This window comes from Streptomyces sp. NPDC008092, from assembly GCF_042957285.1.
Lineage (GTDB): Bacteria > Actinomycetota > Actinomycetes > Streptomycetales > Streptomycetaceae > Streptomyces.
Map to the genome: position 1 here is coordinate 272,322 of NZ_JBIBHY010000008.1, position 15,623 is coordinate 287,944.

The following is a 15,623-nucleotide window of genomic DNA, read 5'->3' on the forward strand; positions in this document are numbered from 1 at the left end:
GTCGCTCCTACGCTCCCCCGCATGACCCCTCAGCCCAGTCCCCAGGCCGGCGCCGCCGTGAAGGCGGCCGATCGTGCGCATGTCTTCCACTCCTGGTCCGCACAGGACCTCATCGACCCGCTTGCCGTGGCCGGCGCCGAGGGGTCGTACTTCTGGGACTACGACGGCCGGCGCTACCTGGACTTCACCAGCGGGCTCGTCTTCACCAACGTCGGGTACCAGCACCCGAAGGTCGTCGCGGCCATCCAGGAGCAGGCCGCGAAGATGACGACCTTCGCGCCCGCCTTCGCCGTGGAGGCGCGGTCGGAGGCGGCCCGGCTGATCGCCGAGCGCACGCCCGGGGACCTCGACAAGATCTTCTTCACCAACGGGGGCGCGGACGCCGTCGAGCACGCCGTGCGGATGGCCCGGCTGCACACCGGGCGCCCGAAGGTGCTCTCCGCCTACCGCTCGTACCACGGCGGCACCCAGCAGGCGATCAACATCACCGGCGACCCGCGCCGCTGGGCCTCCGACGGTGCCGCCGCCGGGGTCGTGCACTTCTGGGCGCCCTTCCTCTACCGCTCCCGTTTCTACGCGGAGACCGAGGAGCAGGAGACCGCGCGGGCGCTGGAGCACCTGGAGACGACCATCGCCTTCGAGGGGCCGGGCACGGTCGCGGCCATCGTGCTGGAGACCATCCCCGGGACCGCCGGGATCATGGTGCCGCCCGCCGGGTACCTGGCCGGGGTCCGGGAGATCTGCGACAAGTACGGGATCGTCTTCGTCCTGGACGAGGTCATGGCCGGGTTCGGGCGGACCGGTGAGTGGTTCGCCGCCGACCTGTTCGGGGTCGTACCCGACCTGATGACCTTCGCCAAGGGCGTGAACAGCGGGTACGTGCCGCTCGGTGGTGTCGCCATCGGCGAGAAGATCGCCGAGACCTTCGCCAGGCGCCCCTACCCGGGCGGGCTGACGTACTCCGGGCACCCGCTGGCCTGTGCCGCCGCCGTCGCGACGATCAACGTGATGGCGGAGGAAGGGGTCGTCGAGAACGCGAAGCGGCTGGGTGCGGAGGTCGTGGGGCCGGCGCTCGCGGCGCTCGCCGAGCGGCACCCGAGCGTCGGCGAGGTCCGCGGGGTCGGCATGTTCTGGGCGCTCGACCTCGTGAAGAACCGGGAGACCCGGGAGCCGCTGGTGCCGTACAACGCGGCCGGGGAGGCCAACGCGGCGATGGCCGCGTTCGGTGCGGAGGCGAAGAAGCAGGGGCTGTGGCCGTTCGTGAACATGAACCGGACGCATGTCGTGCCGCCGTGCAACGTGAGTGAGGCCGAGCTGAAGGAAGGGTTCGCGGCGCTGGACGCTGCGCTGAGCTTGGCCGACGAGTTCACGGTGGCTTGAGGCTGCGTTCTGACCGCGGGCCGGTGGGGGCTGGTCGCGCAGTTCCCCGCGCCCCCAAAGGGGGCGCTGCACCGGCGCCTCTCACAGGATCCGCAGAGGAGACCCACGGGTAGCTTCGCGGGCTCGGAAGGAGTACACGCGGAACCCGAACGCGTAAGGTGGCGTGCTCGTACATGTACGTGTAAGCGAGCACGTCACCCGAACGCGTGAGGAGAGGCACCCCACGATGCCCGGCAACGGCACTGTGACCCGCAGTACCCTGCGCCAGCAGATCGCGGACGCGCTCCGTGACGAGGTGCTCGCCGGGCGGCTCCAGCCGGGCCGGGAGTTCACGGTCAAGGAGATCGCGGAGCAGTACGGGGTCTCCGCCACGCCGGTCCGCGAGGCGCTGGTCGACCTGTCCGCGCAGGGCATCCTCGACGCCGACCAGCACCGCGGCTTCCGGGTGCCGGAGTACACGATCGCCGACTACCGGGGCATGATCGAGGCCCGCAGCCTGGTCACCGACGGCATGTTCCACGCCCTCGCCGACGGCCTCCACCCCGCCTTCAAGGACCCCGAGGAGCCCCGGGTCGCGGCCGCCCTCGCCGCGGTCCGGCGGCGCGGCGAGGAGGCGCAGCGCGCCGCGACCGCCGGTGACCTGACCGTCCTCATCGGCTACGACCTCCGGTTCTGGCGGGAGCTGTCCGCCCTCTTCGGCAACCCCTACCTCGCCGACTTCCTGCACCGGCTGCGCGTGCAGTCCTGGGTGTGCGCGGTACGGCACCTGCGGCGGCTGCCCGATCTACGCGGGTATCTGTGGTCCCGGCACACCGAGTTGGTCGACGCGCTGTCCCGCCGGGACACCGAGGCCGCCCGGGGGATCGTCGCCGCGTACAACACGCACTCCCTCGCCCTGATCGAGCGACTGGCGGAGAACGACGGATGACCGCGTCCCCGGAGAACACGGAGCAGAGGGAGGCCGTCGAGCTTTCCGTCGTGATCCCGGCGTACAACGAGGAGGAGCGGCTCGGGCCGACGCTCGACGCCGTCACCCGCTACCTCGCCGACAACGAGAGCCGCTTCGGCTCCTGGGAAGTGATCGTCTCCGACGACGGCTCCACGGACCGGACGCGCGAGGTCGCCGCCTTACAGCACCCGCACGTCCGGCTGGTCGCCGCCGACCGCAACCGGGGCAAGGGCAACGCCCTGCGCCTCGGCGTGGCCGCGACCGCCGGCAGCCGCGTGCTGGTCACCGACGCCGACCTCGCGGCGCCGATCGAGGAGCTGGAGCGGCTGGACAAGGCGCTCAGCGAGGGCGGCGCGGCCGCGATCGGCTCGCGTGCGGTGCCGGGCGCGGAGATAGCCGACCACCAGCACCGGCTGCGCGAGCTGCTCGGCCGTGCCGGGAACCTGCTGATACGCGCCACCGCCGTGCCGGGTCTCAAGGACACCCAGTGCGGGTTCAAGCTCTTCGACGGCGACCTGGCCCGCGAGGCCTTCGCCGACTCCCGGCTCGACGGCTGGGGCATCGACGTCGAGGTCCTCCAGTACCTGCACCGCGGCGGCCACCCGGTCACCGAGGTCCCGGTCCGCTGGAGCCACCGGCCCGGCTCGAAGGTGGGCCCGCTGGACTACCCGCGGGTCCTCGCCGACCTGGCGCGGCTGCGGCTGCGCCGGCTGCGTCCGGCGGACCTCCTGGTCCCGGTCCTCTTCCTCGTCCTGTCCGTCGCCCTGTACTCGGGCCGCTTCTTCGACCCGGGCCACCGCTATCTCACCGACTCCCTCCAGGACCAGAACCAGTGGGAGTGGTTCTTCGCGGTCACCGCGGACAACCTGGCGCACCTGCGCAACCCGCTCTTCTCCGACTTCCAGAACTTCCCCGACGGCGTCAACCTCATGGCCAACACGGTCATGCTGGGCCTGTCGGTGCCCTTCGCCCCGCTGACCCTGGCAGCCGGTCCGGCCGTCTCGCTCTCCGTCTGCATGGCGCTGGGGCTCGCCGCGACCGCCGTCGCCTGGTACTGGCTGATCGTGAAGCGGGTGGTGCGCAACCGGTGTGCCGCCTTCGTCGGCGCGGCCCTCGCGGCCTTCGCGCCGCCGATGGTCAGCCACGCCAACGCGCACCCCAACTTCGTGATCCTGTTCATGATCCCGCTCATCGTCGACCGTGCCCTGCGCCTCGCCACCGGCGCCCGGGTCCGGCGGGACGGGATCGTGCTCGGCCTGATGGCGGCGTACCAGGTCTTCCTGGGCGAGGAGCCGTTCCTGCTGGCGGCGCTGGGCATGACGCTGTTCGCCCTCGCCTACGCGGTGGTGCGGCCGGAGGTGGCGAGGGAGGCGTGGCGCCCGCTCGGCAAGGGCCTGCTGATCGCCGGCGCGGTCTGCCTGCCGTTCGTCGCCTTCCCGCTCTACTGGCAGTTCACGGGCCCGCAGAGCTACCACAGCGTCCTGCACGGCGACAACGCCGGAAACAGCCCCCTCTCCCTCCTCGCCTTCTCCGAGCGCTCACTGCTCTTCGGCGACGCGGGCCGGGCCAACGAGCTGTCCCTCAACCCCACCGAGCAGAACGCCTTCTACGGCTGGCCGCTGGTCCTGGTCGCCTTCGGGATCGTCGTACGGCTGTGGGAGCGGCCGCTGGTCAAGGCGCTGGCGTTCACGTCGGTGGCCGCGGCCGTCCTCTCCATGGGCCCGGAGATCCGCATCCCGCTGACGGAGACGGTGTATCCGGGGCCCTGGGCGCTGGTGCGGAAGTTCCCGCTCTTCGAGTCCGTCATCGAGGGCCGGGTCGCGATGATCTGCGCACCCGTGCTGGGCGTCCTGCTCGCGGTCGCGGTCGAGAAGGTGCTGGCCACCCGCCGCGTCGGCGCCCAGTACTTCGGCCTGCTGGCCGTCGCCCTGGCCCTGCTCCCGATCGTCCCCGCCCCGCTCAAGTCCGAACAGCGGGCGGCGGTCCCGTCGTTCATCAGCAGCGGGACGTGGAAGTCGTACGTGGGCAAGGGCGAGTCCCTCGTCCCCCTCCCGCTCCCGGACCCCGGCTCCGCGGAGGCCCTGCACTGGCAGACCAGCACCGGTCTCGGCTTCAAGCTGCCCGGCGGCTACTTCAACGGCCCCTACGGCGCCGACCGCATCGGCATCTACGGCGCCGTCCCGCGCTTCACCTCCAGCATGCTGCGGGACGTCCGCTACAGCGGGAAGGTGCCGGTGATCGGCAAGAACTGGCGCGCGCAGGCGAAGAAGGACTTCGCGTACTGGAAGGCGGGGGCCCTGGTGGTCGCCCCGCAACCCAATGACGAGAAACTACGACAGGCGGTGGAGGCCCTGACCGGAAAACCCGGTAAGTGGACCGGTGGGGTCTGGGTATGGGACCTGCACGAGGGGAGCTGACCGGCGCCGCACGGATTACTCTTCCCTGACCACCTAGCTGAGCACTTGCTGTGAACGCCCTGATATGAGGAGCCCTCTTTGGCCTGTGACCTCTGGCTGGTACCGCTCGTCGACGTGTTGTGCCACACCCCCGACAATCCGTTCGCCGAGGAGCTCGCGCAGTACAACAAGGTGCTCGCCGAGGCCGGGCTGCCCCCGGTACCGGTGTACCAGTACATGCCGGGCCTGTCCGGCGAGGTCGCCCCGGTGGCCGGCTTCGACTACGACGCACTCCATTTCCTCCGCCGTGCCTACCTCCTCCAGGTCTGCGGTCTGCCCGTCTCCCCCGTGGACGACCTCGGCGGCGACTACGAGCAGCTCCTGGAGATGTTCGAGTCGACGGCCCAGCAGTCGCACCTGGTCTGGCACTACGACCACGCGGGCGCCTACGTCCCGGTCGACTTCCCGAGCCCGCTCTCCAGCGACGAACTCCTCGCCAGCGGCGGCCCGCTGGGCTCCTCGCACGCCCTGCTGCGCGAGCTGGAGTACGTCGCCCCGTCGATCGGCATCGACCCGGCCAACCCCCCGGCCCCGCCGCAACCCCCTGCCGCCCCCACCGACTTGGAGGAACCGGCGGTCCCGGCCCCCTACGACCCGAGCCCCTTCTCCCGGGAACGGCACGTGTGGCTGGGCCTGCACGCGGCGGCGACCCGCAGCCTGGCCCAGGGTTCGATGATCGTCTTCAGCTGACAGAAAGGTCTCGCTGACGACAGGTCACACTGACGCCGGGTCACGCTGACGGCCAATCACCCGGATGCCGGTGCCCCCGTATGGCTCCTCCGAAGAGCGCGGCAAGCGATGTCGATCTAGCCTCCGAATTGAGCGCTTATCAGTTCATATGACCGCGCGCTCTCATCAGCTCAAGGAGGAACATGCGCAAGCTCCACAAGGCAGCTGTCGCGATCGCCATCGTCGGTGGCGTCGGCTTCATGGGCACCGTCCCGGCCACCGCCCTTACGGCGCAGCAGCACGCGTACGGCGGTCACGGCGGTGGCTGCCGGTCCCACGACTTCAACCTCGACATCCTCGGCAACGTGGGCATCGCCAACGGGCTCGCCGGCAACCTCATCAACGGCGAGGGCAGCCCGGGCGCGCAGTTCACCGACCTCGGTTCCGACTGCGATCGCGGCGGCTGGTAGGCCGCACGCACCACTGAAGCGGCCGTAAGCCGCGTATTCATCTCCGTGTGAGTGAAAAAGGCTCCGGACCGTCTCCCGGTCCGGAGCCTTGGGGTGTCCTCAGCCGGCCGAGGTCACCTCTGCTTCGGAAGCCTGATGGTGCGCACCAGCGGCATGTCGGCGTAGCGGTCCGGGTCGGCGGTCACGACATGCCGGCCGTCGGGCCAGTCGAGCGTGGGCCGGGACAGGTGGACCGCGTGCCCGAGCCGCCACTCCACACCGTCGCGCAGCAGCGCGCCGACCGTGGAGGCACCCGCGAAGTCCAACTCCACGATCTCGACGGCCGGAAGGGCGCCGACATGCTCCGCGAGCCCCTTGCGCATGCCGTCGGCCGCGGCCAGGCAGAGCGCGGGAACGTAGACGTGCCGGGTCGGCCCATGCTCCGTGTTCGCCACGAACTGGGAGGCCAGCGAGTTCCCCGAGCCCAGCGCCAGCAGGGCGGACTCGTCGAAGACGACACCGGTGGAACCGGTCTTCATCGCACTCACAGGCTGTCCACCGACCGACCGGCCTCAAGCTCCTGCCAGACCTTTTCCACCCGGTCGTGGTCCTCGTCCGTGAGCGTCACGCCGAAGTGCGTCTCGCAGTACGCCTTCGTCTCCTCGTAGCGCTTGTGCAGCTCCTCCTGCGTGGGGGTGGCCCCCGCGAGTTCGGCGATCAGGTCGCGCATGGTCATCCCACGCTCCCTCGCGAGCACCATGAGGCGGTCACGAACAGCGGGGTCGACCTTGACGGTGGTGTCAGCCATGATGCAAGTATACCTCCGGTATACCGTCTCGGGCCGTTCAAGCAAGGCAGTCATCGCGTTCCTCTCTCCTTGGGACTACGCCGCCATGAGGCGAACTTTTTGCGTTTCACCCGCCGGTGTCGCGGATTCGTACGGCCTCTCGAACACCTCGCAGACCGTCGAGTACTGCCGAGTCACCGGGTCCCGCGACACCACCCGCCGCAGATACCGCCGTTCCTCCAGCTCACGCAGGGAAGCGACGACCGACATGCACCCTTCCCGCCGTCGCTCGGCGAGGATGCGCTCGGTGATCCAGGAGCCGTCCGGCATCGCCAGGAGGTACGCCAGTACGCCTGCCGCTCCCCAGGAGAGGCGTCCGTCCCGGAAAAGGGAGTTGGCGAGGGCTGCGAAGGCGCGCACGGGCGCCATACGATGAACGCGCATCAGGAGTTGCTCTCTCCCGGTGTCGAGCCCCCGGGTGTTGGCGCACCGCGGGGGCAATCTGTTGATCGTGACTTTAGGGCTCCGCAAAGCGGCGAACGCAAGCCGCAATCCCTTTTTCCCGGCCCTGTGTTGACGATTTTCACTCCGCCGAGTGAAGCGCGGACCGCAGCAGCCGCGTGTGCACGAAACGCCCGTGCGCGGTGGGCCGGTAGCGCCACGACAGCGGCCAGGTCATGTCGTCCAGCGCGGGGATCGGGATGTACGACACCCGGGCGGGAACGGCGGTCAGTCTCGTCACCTCCGCAGGCCAGGGCAGGTGGTCCGTGCTCCCGGCCGGCACCAGGAAGTACACGCACCGCCGCCCACTGGCGACCTCGATGACGGGCCCGGGGTCACCCCCGGTCATCTCCGCGAGCCGATCGGCGAGCCGCCGCCCCCACTCCCCGTCGTCCACGCGGACCGCGTCGAACTGGACACCGGCTTTACGGAGTTGAACGCCGGTGGCGGGCAGCCAGGCGAGGTTTAACTGGTCACTTTGCGTATTCATGGGACCAGTCTGGGCAGGTGCGGCTACCTTCACCATAACTCTGAGTCGACCACTGAATACGGTCGGAAATCAGGACGGGTTGGTTGTGACCGGTTGAGTTCGGTTGAGTTCGGAGGTGACCGCAATGGCGCGGGCTGAGAACAAAGAGGAAGCGAGCGGCACGGCACAGATGGTGGCCGCTCTGGCGAAGGCCTTGCGTGAACAACAGGGGCTCACACAGGAGGAGTTGGGGAAGCGGACCGGCTACACGGCGTCCGCGATCAGCGCGATGGAGACATGCGCGCAGCCCGCCAGCGACAAGATGCTGGTGGCGCTGGAGGAGGCCATCGGCAACGGGATGGGGGTCTTCGAGAAGGCCCGCAAGTACATGCTGCTGGAGAAGTACCCACCCCGGTTCCGGGGCTTCTCGGAACTGGAGGCCGGGGCGGTCTCGATCTCGTCGTACGGGACGCATGTGGTCGATGGGCTGTTCCAGACCGAGGACTACGCGCGGGCGCTGATCGGAGGCGGCTTTCCAAAGGCCTCCGATCAGAAGCGGGAGGAGTTGGTCGAGGCGCGGCTGGCCCGCCGGGCGCTGTTCAAGCGGGAGCCGACTCCGATGATCGAGCTGATCCTCGAAGAGAGCGTGCTGCGGCGGCCGTTCGGATCCTGGGAGGTACTGCGCGGACAACTGCTCTCGCTCGTCGAGGACGCGCGGCGGGACAATGTGTTCCTGCAAGTACTGCCGATGGAGCGGGGGTTGCGGGGCACGTATGCCGGTGATCGCGGCCCCATGAAGATGGTGGTGACCGCGGAGCACGAGCACGTCGTCTACATGGAGATCGAGGACCAGGGGATTCTGGTCAGCGAACCGGAGGAAGTGTCCCAACTCGCCCACCGCTATGCGAAGATCCGCGCACAGGCTCTGAGTACCGACGACTCGGTGAGCCTCATCGAACGGTTGGCAGGAGAGAAGCGATGACCCGCACCAGCACCCTTCGGTGGTTCAAGTCCAGCCACAGCGACAGCGGGGGCGGCGACTGCGTCGAAACCGCCTACACCTGGCGCAAGTCCTCCTACAGCGACGACGGCGGCGGGAACTGCCTCGAAATATCCCCCTGCCCCCAAGCCATCCACATCCGCGACTCCAAGACCGCCCCCGACGGCCCCCACCTCACCCTCTCCCCGGCCGCCTGGACCGCCTTCCTGGGAGGCGACGCCTCGGCAGCGCCCTGAAGGGGCGCGGGGCCGTATCGATATGCGGCTCCGCCGCGTGGGCGCGACCAGCCCCCACGCCGCCGCACTCGACAACGCTCGGCCGAAGACGGTGAACAGGGCAAGCGCGGGCCCGGCCGCGTAAACGACCGTGACCACCACGGCGGCCGGCGCGACCCACGGTGGGGGCACTCCACATCAGCCGGTTCGAGCCGGTTTGCCCCGTACTGCGAAGAACACCACCGCGAGCGGAACCACGATCCAGAGCTGGAGGATCCCGAACCGGGCCAGCTCGCGTCGGACGTCGACGCCGACCAGTTCCGCGTCCAGTACCCCCGGTGCGCTGAGCCGCATCACGTGACCGGCCAGCGGGATGTAGTTCACCCCGACAGCGATCAGCCAAGCGCCGAACACGCGGCCGCCGGTGCCCGAGGAGTTCAGCAGTACCCAGAGGCCGAAGCCTGACGCGACGATCACGCCGGCGATGTACTCGACGAGGACGATCCGCCGACGGCGCTTGGTGCCGCGGGTGCCGTACATGTCGAGGGCGGCGAGCCGCTTCACGTCCATGGCGGCAACGTACCTCCGTGCGGACGGCTCCGGAAAGTGACCGTGGGGCCCGGCTGGGACTCCGGGCGAGCCCACGGCCACTGTCCGCCGGAGGCTGGTCGCGACGGGCCGCAACGCCGCAGTCAGCGTGAAGACGGCCACCGGACCGGTGGTGCCGGCCTGCGGAGCGCCGGGTGAGTCACCAGGGCACCTCCCCGTCGTCGTCGAAGAAGCGGCCGGTGGGGCCGTCGTCGGGCAGGGTGGCGAGGCGGATCGCGGTCGCCGCGCCCTGTTGCGGGGTGCGGTGGCCCTGGAAGCCGTTGAGGTCGGTGGCGCAGTAGCCGGGGCAGGCGAGGTTGATCAGGATGTTCGTGCCCTGGAGCTCCCTGGCGTACTGGACGGTGACGCCGTTGAGGAACGTCTTGGACGGCGAGTAGGCGACGGCGATCGGGCCCATTTCCGCGCCGGGCACGGTCTGTCGGGTGAGGGAACCGACGCTGCTGGAGACGTTGACGATCCGCGGGGACGGCGAGCGGCGCAGCAGGGGCAGCATCGCGTTGGTGACGCGGATGACGCCGATGACGTTGGTCTCGACGGCCTCCCGTACCGTCGCGAGGTCGGCGGTGGTCGGTGTCTGTGCCATGCCGCCGGTGACACCGGCGTTGTTGACGAGCGCGTCGAGGTGTCCGGCGAGGTCCTCGACCAGCGCGACGGCCGCCGTCACACTCGCGTCGTCGGTGACGTCGAGCGGTACCCCGAACGCGTCGATGCCCGCCGCCCGCAGCTTCGCCACGGCGGTCTCCCGGCGCTCCGCGTCGCGCGCGCCGACGCCGACGCGCCAGCCGAGGGCGCCGAGGCCGGCCGCGATCTCGTAGCCGATGCCCTTGTTCGCGCCGGTCACCAGCGCGGTCTTCTGCTGTTCGGTCATGCCTCGATCCTGTCCGCGGACGGGCCGGGGCGGCCAACACCGATCGGGTGGGGATCGATACCGCAGGGGTATCGGTCCCGGCCGGATCGGTAGCATGAGCGGTGTGGAGACGCGGGAGTTGCGGTACTTCGTGGCCGTCGCAGAGGAGCTGCACTTCGGGCGGGCGGCCCGGCGGCTCGGGATGGCGCAGCCCCCGCTGTCGCGGACGATCAGCCAGTTGGAGCGGCGGCTCGGGGCGAAGCTGCTGGAACGCACCAGCCGTGCGGTCGCCCTGACCGAGGCCGGGTCGGTGCTGCTGCGGGAGGCACGGGCCGCGCTGGACGCCGTCGAGGCGGCCGAGCAGCGCACCCGCCGCGCGGCGCTCGCCGCGTCCGGCCGGCCGGGCGTGGTGCTGGCCACGAAGGCGGGCGCGTCCGGCGAACTGCTGGCGAAGCTGCTCGACGCCTACGCCGCCGAACCGGACGCGGTCGCCGTCGATCTGCTGCTGTGCGGGGTCGGCGAGCAGGAGCGGATGCTGCGCGACGGACGGGCCGACGTGGCGCTGCTGCACCTGCCGTTCGACAGCGCGGTGGGCTTCGACACCGAGGAACTGCTGACGGAGGGCCAGGTGCTGGTGGTGCCGGCCGGGCATCCTCTCGCCGTCCGCAAGCAGGTGCGGACGACCCAGGCCACCGAGCTGGCCGGCCTGCCCCTGGCGCGCTGGCGAGGCCGCGACGGCAGGTACCCGGCGGGTCCCGGTCCGGAGGTCAGGGACCAGGCCCAGCTGTACCAGCTGATCGCGCTGGGCCGCGCCTGCTGTGTCGTGCCGGAGTCCGTCCGGTCCCAGCTGCGCGAGGATCTGGCCGCCGTACCGGTGGTGGACGCGCCGCCGGTCACCACCGTGATCGCGTGGCCGCCGCACAGCCGCTCCCGGGCCGTCGCCGGGCTGGTCCGAGCCGCCACACTGCTCTGAAGCTCGGGCAACCGTCGTCAGGCGCGGCGCGCCGTCGCCGTGGTGGTCCTCGGCTCCCTGACCGGAGGTTCACAGGCGGACGATGACCAGGGCGGTGTCGTCGGTGGCGTCGCCGGGTGGGAGCAGGTCGGTGAGTACGGCGTCGGCCAGTGCTTCGCATGGGGTGGTGCGGTGGCGGACCAGGGAGTCGGCGAGCCGGGCGAGGCCCTTGTCGATGTCCTCGCCGCGGCGTTCGATCAGGCCGTCGGTATAGAGCACGAGGACGGCGTCGTCGCGGAAGGCCGTGACGGCCTGGGTCCGGGGGCCGTGCTGGGGGCGGGCGGCCAGGGGCGGGTCGGTGGCCTGGTCGAGGAAGTCGACGGTCCCGTCCGGCTGCAGGAGTGCCGGTGGGGGGTGTCCGGCGCTGCTGTAGGTGATGGTGTGGCTCTCCCAGTCGACGAATGCCGTGGCCACGGTGGTGTTCTCGGCGCCGTCGACGGTGCGGGCGTACTGCCCGAGGACCTCCAGGGCGCGGGCGGGGCCTTCGGGGACGAGGGAGGCGGCGGTGAGGGCGCTGCGCAGCTGCCCCATGACACCGGCCGCGGGCAGACCGTGGCCGACGACGTCCCCGACGGCGACGGCGATGCGGTCGCCGGGCAGGTCGACCAGGTCGTACCAGTCACCGGCGACGTTGAGGGCTTCGGCGGCGGGCCGGTAGCGGACGGCCGCCGGGTGCCGGCCGATCTGGCGCGGGGCGGGCAGCATGGCTTCCTGCAGGGTCAGCGCGACCTCACGGGCGCGGATGAGTTCGGTGACGTCCTCCAGCCGGTGCAGGAGCAGCGTCACCTGCCCGTCGGCTCCGAACACGGGAATGTTGGTCACGTTGAAGTACCGCTCGTGCCACACCCCGGGCTGTTCGGGGTCCTCCCTGTCGAAGCGCTGCAGCGCCACGACACTGCGCTCACCGGTGGCCGCCGCCCGGCGCAGGGACGCCAGAACCCTGAGCAGGAGAGGCTCGGCGGACTCGTTCCCGGTGTTGTCCTCGGGCAGGAAGCGCCCGATCACCTGCTCACGGGGCAGGCCCCGGAGCCGCACGAACTCCGCGTTGGCGTCCGCGAAGATCAGCTGCGGAGTCACCAGCGCCGCGGCCCCGGGAAGGGCCTGGAACACCGCCGCGTAGTCGACCTCCGGTGCTGCCATGATCTTCCTTGCTCACCCCGCTGGTCTCTGTCTTTTCACGATACGAGCAGGTGGTCGTGGCTCGCACCACGAGGTCGGCGGCCCCGAGCGTGGGCCGTAGGGGCCTCGACGCCGGTGGCGAGGGCGCCGGACACCCGCCGTGCGGACCAGTGCCCGATGGCCGTCACCCCGCCGGACCCGGCGGCCGAGGCCGCCCTGCGCAGGCTCATGACCGGTCCGGGGCCGCACGCCATCGGGGCCTGAGCCCGTCCCGGGGGGTGCCGCGCAGGCGGGTGGCCAGGGTCCGTCCGGTCCATCCGGTGCTGATGAGCGCGGCCAGCGTGAGAACGGCCACCAGCAGCGTGGTGTGGGATCCGGCGCCGTCGGCCGCGCGGGCGACCGGGTTGGGCAGGCCGAGGCGGTCGGCCAGCCAGCCGAGGGCCGCGATGCCGGTGAGCACCGCGCCGGCCAGCCGCAGTACGGGCTGGACGCGCAGGCGGGCCAGCACCAGCAGCGAGGGCAGGGCGAGGCAGACCAGCAGCAGCTGGACCAGTTCGATGCCGAGGTTGAAGCCGAGGAGGCTGGTGACCAGCTGGCCGGTGGAGAGGTGCATCTCGGCCAGCACGAAGGAGAACGCCATGCCGTGGCCGAGGCCGAAGACGCCCGCCACGACCGCTTCCCGTCCGGGGAAGAGGGGGCGGATCGCGTGGATCGCGCCGACCAGGATGCTCGCGGCGATGAACGCCTCCACCGGCCAGGACGGGATGTTCAGCCGTCCCAGGGAGCTCGCGGCCAGGGCGACCGAGTGGCCCGCGGTGAAGGCGAGGGTGATGCCGCCGATGCGGGTCAGCGCCTTGCGGGGGCCGACCAGGCCGGTCCAGCGGCCGCCGGTCGCGGCGAGCGGGGCCGGCAGCAGCAGGATCAGCAGGAAGAGCAGGTGGTCGGTGCCGGTGAGGATGTGGTTGCCGCCCAGTTCGACCATGGCGACGAAGCCGCGCCAGGCGCTGCCGGGGCCGAGGTCGACCTTCAGGGCCGGGACCTTCATGTGCCGGATGTCGAGTTCGATCGTGCCGACCTGGGTGGTGCCCTTGCCGTCGACCTGGCCGTTCGCCCAGTCCTGGCGGACCGTCACGAGGGTGACGTGGGTGACCACCTGGTGCACGATCACGTCGTAGTCGAAGGTGAAGTGGCGTACGTCGGCGCCCGCGGGCGGGGTGAGGACCGCGGCGACGGTCAGTTCGCGGTAGGGGCCGGTGGACGTCTGCCGGGTGGCGCTCAGGTGCATCGAGCCGACGGCGACCTGCCAGGCCTTGCCGCCGGTGGTGGTCGGGTGGATGTGCTGGGCGAGGTAGGCGCGGATCGCCTTGGTCCGCGCGGCCGGGACGGCCCTGCCGGTGACGTCGTCCAGGTCGATGCCGCTGGCCCGGGAGAAGTCGGAGACGGGCAGTTCCAGCCGGGCGGACACCGAGGACCTGTACACGTCCAGCTGCACCACCGAGTGCGGCATCGGATGCGCGGCGGCCGGCGACGCCCCGAGCAGGAGCGCCGCCGGTACCACGATCGCGATTCCGGCCACCAGGCGTGTCAGGGCGTCGGTCAGCCAGTTTCGCGGTCCGGTCATGAGAAGGAGAACTCGTTCCCGTAGTCGCGGGTGTGGTCGCGGTACACGGTGTGGTAGTGGACCTGGTTCTGGAACACGACACCGTTCTGGCAGACGAACTCGACCCAGACGCTGGGTCCGTCGATGCGCACGTAGTCGCCCTGGGTGTCCAGGCCGGTGCCGCCGGAGTAGGCGACGTAGGTCTGGTCGAGTTCCTTCGCGTACGTCTTCATCAGCTGGGCGGCGGTGGCGTCGTCCACGTCCGCGATCCAGGGGTGGATCGCCGCCAGGACCAGCTTCTTCTGCTTCGGCGACAGCTCGCTGGCCTTGATGCCCTCCTTGGTCTCCGGGAAGTCGCCGTCCTTGCCGGGACCGAGCAGTACGTCGCTGAACGACTCCGACAGCTTGGCCTCGGCCAGCTGCGCGGTGCTCAGGCTGCCGGTCAGCTTCAGCAGGCCGTCGCGGAACTTCGCCAGCGGCGCGTAGGTGGTGCCGTCGTCCGCGGTCCAGCTGGTCGGCTCGACGCCGGTGAAGAAGGGGCTGGCGCCGGAGACCTTGCCGTCCTTGTACGTGATGTTCACGGCGAGATGGTGGCCGCCGAAGTGCAGCTGCCAGGTGCCGGTCCTGGACGGGGTGCCGAGGAGCGCCAGGTAGTAGTAGCCGCTGCCGTACGAGAAGCCGCCAGCGCCGCCGCCACCGGAGGGCGGGGCGCCGGTCGGGACGTCGGTGGGCGCCGCGGAGGCGGAGTCGGTTGCGGTGGCGGAGGGGTCGGCGGAGGCCGAGTCGGTCGCCGTGGCCGTGGGCGCGTCCGTCGGCGCGGCCGAGGCGGAGCTGGTGCTCTCGGCCGAGGCGAGCACGTCGTCGGCCTTGAGGGTCTGCAGGACGTGCTCGTAGCCGGTGTCCTTGCCGGTGCCCAGGGCCGTCTTCAACAGGGTCTCGGCGGCGGCCAGCTGGTCGTCCGACAGCGTGCTGAACTGGATGCCGGGGCGGCAGGTCCCGCCGCAGGGCAGGTTCGACCAGGCGGTCGCGTTCGCCTGCGTGAGGTCCAGCAGGGTCGAGGCCTGCTGGTCCGAGGTCAGGGTGTTCAGGAAGGCGTTGGCGGCGCTGACGACGGCCGCGCTGCCCTTGGCCTGCTTGTCGACCGGACGCTGGACGCCCACCGCCGATTTCTCACCGGCGGGCGTCGCCGCATTCGCCACGGCGAATCCACCACCGGCGAGAACCAGGGCGGTGGCGGCTCCGAGCGCGACCCGCCGAGTCCGCCTGGAGCGGACCAGACGGGTTCTCTCTTTGCTCACGAAATACTCCTTCGGCATGCCGAACTAGCCATACGGGCACACCCGTTGGCCTGGTCGGGAGATCAGGGGAACGCACCGCGGACGCTACCAACAACATTGTTGACACTCAATGCGAAAACCCAGCCGAATAGATATTTCGAATGACGATCGTGGCAGGATTTTCAGGATTCACAGAAACAATGAAATCCACAAATGAAATCGACAGGTCCCTCTTGTTCGGGAAAAAGAAAAAGTGGTGGCCCCACCCGAGGGGTGGGGCCACC

General features: G+C 70.5%; 17 protein-coding genes. 8 read left to right on the forward strand and 9 right to left on the reverse strand.

All coding sequences use genetic code 11. The features are described 5' to 3' along the window. The first annotated feature begins 21 nt into the window (after positions 1-21). The 5 genes from ACFZB3_RS26750 to ACFZB3_RS26770 all read left to right on the forward strand — a co-directional run bounded on the left by ACFZB3_RS26750 (position 22) and on the right by ACFZB3_RS26770 (position 5,924). Positions 22-1,380, forward strand: coding sequence for an aminotransferase class III-fold pyridoxal phosphate-dependent enzyme (locus ACFZB3_RS26750; protein ID WP_391379302.1), 1,359 nt, complete (start codon positions 22-24; stop codon positions 1,378-1,380). Positions 1,381-1,606: 226 nt separating this feature from the next. Next, the gene (locus ACFZB3_RS26755) at positions 1,607-2,308 is read left to right on the forward strand and encodes a GntR family transcriptional regulator (RefSeq protein WP_391379304.1); all 702 of its coding nucleotides are present in this window, start codon (positions 1,607-1,609) and stop codon (positions 2,306-2,308) included. Beyond that, positions 2,305-4,746 (forward strand): glycosyltransferase, encoded by a 2,442-nt coding sequence (locus tag ACFZB3_RS26760; protein WP_391379306.1) that lies wholly within the window; start codon positions 2,305-2,307, stop codon positions 4,744-4,746. Before ACFZB3_RS26755 ends, ACFZB3_RS26760 begins: the two co-directional genes overlap by 4 nt. Positions 4,747-4,824: 78 nt before the next feature. Further along, positions 4,825-5,475, forward strand: coding sequence for a hypothetical protein (locus tag ACFZB3_RS26765; RefSeq protein ID WP_391379308.1), 651 nt, complete (start codon positions 4,825-4,827; stop codon positions 5,473-5,475). Positions 5,476-5,657: 182 nt separating this feature from the next. Next, positions 5,658-5,924 carry a hypothetical protein gene (locus ACFZB3_RS26770; protein WP_391379311.1) on the forward strand — a complete coding sequence of 89 codons (267 nt, stop codon included), beginning with the start codon at positions 5,658-5,660 and terminating at the stop codon, positions 5,922-5,924. A 113-nt stretch (positions 5,925-6,037) separates the two neighbouring features. Here ACFZB3_RS26770 and ACFZB3_RS26775 read toward each other — a convergent pair whose 3' ends face one another. The 4 genes from ACFZB3_RS26775 to ACFZB3_RS26790 all read right to left on the reverse strand — a co-directional run bounded on the left by ACFZB3_RS26775 (position 6,038) and on the right by ACFZB3_RS26790 (position 7,681). Continuing rightward, on the reverse strand, positions 6,038-6,442 hold the full coding sequence (locus ACFZB3_RS26775; RefSeq protein ID WP_391379798.1) for a hypothetical protein: 405 nt from the start codon (positions 6,440-6,442) through the stop codon (positions 6,038-6,040). A 5-nt stretch (positions 6,443-6,447) separates the two neighbouring features. Continuing rightward, complete coding sequence (locus ACFZB3_RS26780) at positions 6,448-6,711, reverse strand: hypothetical protein (RefSeq protein WP_391379312.1); 264 nt, start codon at positions 6,709-6,711, stop codon at positions 6,448-6,450. Between the two features lie 75 nt (positions 6,712-6,786). Then, positions 6,787-7,110, reverse strand: coding sequence for a hypothetical protein (locus tag ACFZB3_RS26785; RefSeq protein WP_391379314.1), 324 nt, complete (start codon positions 7,108-7,110; stop codon positions 6,787-6,789). A 163-nt stretch (positions 7,111-7,273) separates the two neighbouring features. Beyond that, positions 7,274-7,681, reverse strand: a complete 408-nt coding sequence (locus ACFZB3_RS26790) for a hypothetical protein (RefSeq protein WP_391379316.1) — start codon at positions 7,679-7,681, stop codon at positions 7,274-7,276. A gap of 124 nt (positions 7,682-7,805) precedes the next feature. On the opposite strand from ACFZB3_RS26790, the gene ACFZB3_RS26795 reads away from it, so the two are divergent. Then, positions 7,806-8,642, forward strand: a complete 837-nt coding sequence (locus ACFZB3_RS26795; RefSeq protein WP_391379800.1) for a Scr1 family TA system antitoxin-like transcriptional regulator — start codon at positions 7,806-7,808, stop codon at positions 8,640-8,642. After that, a complete protein-coding gene (locus ACFZB3_RS26800) occupies positions 8,639-8,896 on the forward strand; it encodes a DUF397 domain-containing protein (RefSeq protein ID WP_391379318.1) in 258 nt (85 codons plus the stop codon). Before ACFZB3_RS26795 ends, ACFZB3_RS26800 begins: the two co-directional genes overlap by 4 nt. A 177-nt stretch (positions 8,897-9,073) precedes the next feature. On the opposite strand, the gene ACFZB3_RS26805 is transcribed toward ACFZB3_RS26800, so the two are convergent. Both ACFZB3_RS26805 and ACFZB3_RS26810 read right to left on the reverse strand, forming a co-directional pair. Next, complete coding sequence (locus ACFZB3_RS26805; protein ID WP_391379320.1) at positions 9,074-9,445, reverse strand: hypothetical protein; 372 nt, start codon at positions 9,443-9,445, stop codon at positions 9,074-9,076. A 178-nt stretch (positions 9,446-9,623) separates the two neighbouring features. After that, on the reverse strand, positions 9,624-10,352 hold the full coding sequence (locus ACFZB3_RS26810) for an SDR family NAD(P)-dependent oxidoreductase (RefSeq protein WP_391379322.1): 729 nt from the start codon (positions 10,350-10,352) through the stop codon (positions 9,624-9,626). Positions 10,353-10,455: 103 nt separating this feature from the next. On the opposite strand from ACFZB3_RS26810, the gene ACFZB3_RS26815 reads away from it, so the two are divergent. Next, positions 10,456-11,304, forward strand: coding sequence for a LysR family transcriptional regulator (locus ACFZB3_RS26815; protein ID WP_391379803.1), 849 nt, complete (start codon positions 10,456-10,458; stop codon positions 11,302-11,304). Between the two features lie 69 nt (positions 11,305-11,373). On the opposite strand, the gene ACFZB3_RS26820 is transcribed toward ACFZB3_RS26815, so the two are convergent. The 3 genes from ACFZB3_RS26820 to ACFZB3_RS26830 all read right to left on the reverse strand — a co-directional run bounded on the left by ACFZB3_RS26820 (position 11,374) and on the right by ACFZB3_RS26830 (position 15,360). Beyond that, a complete protein-coding gene (locus tag ACFZB3_RS26820; protein ID WP_391379325.1) occupies positions 11,374-12,483 on the reverse strand; it encodes a SpoIIE family protein phosphatase in 1,110 nt (369 codons plus the stop codon). A 205-nt stretch (positions 12,484-12,688) separates the two neighbouring features. Continuing rightward, positions 12,689-14,083, reverse strand: a complete 1,395-nt coding sequence (locus ACFZB3_RS26825) for a HupE/UreJ family protein (RefSeq protein WP_391379327.1) — start codon at positions 14,081-14,083, stop codon at positions 12,689-12,691. Further along, complete coding sequence (locus ACFZB3_RS26830) at positions 14,080-15,360, reverse strand: DUF3500 domain-containing protein (RefSeq protein WP_391379329.1); 1,281 nt, start codon at positions 15,358-15,360, stop codon at positions 14,080-14,082. The genes ACFZB3_RS26825 and ACFZB3_RS26830 overlap by 4 nt, the downstream gene beginning before the upstream one ends. Positions 15,361-15,623 lie beyond the last annotated feature (263 nt).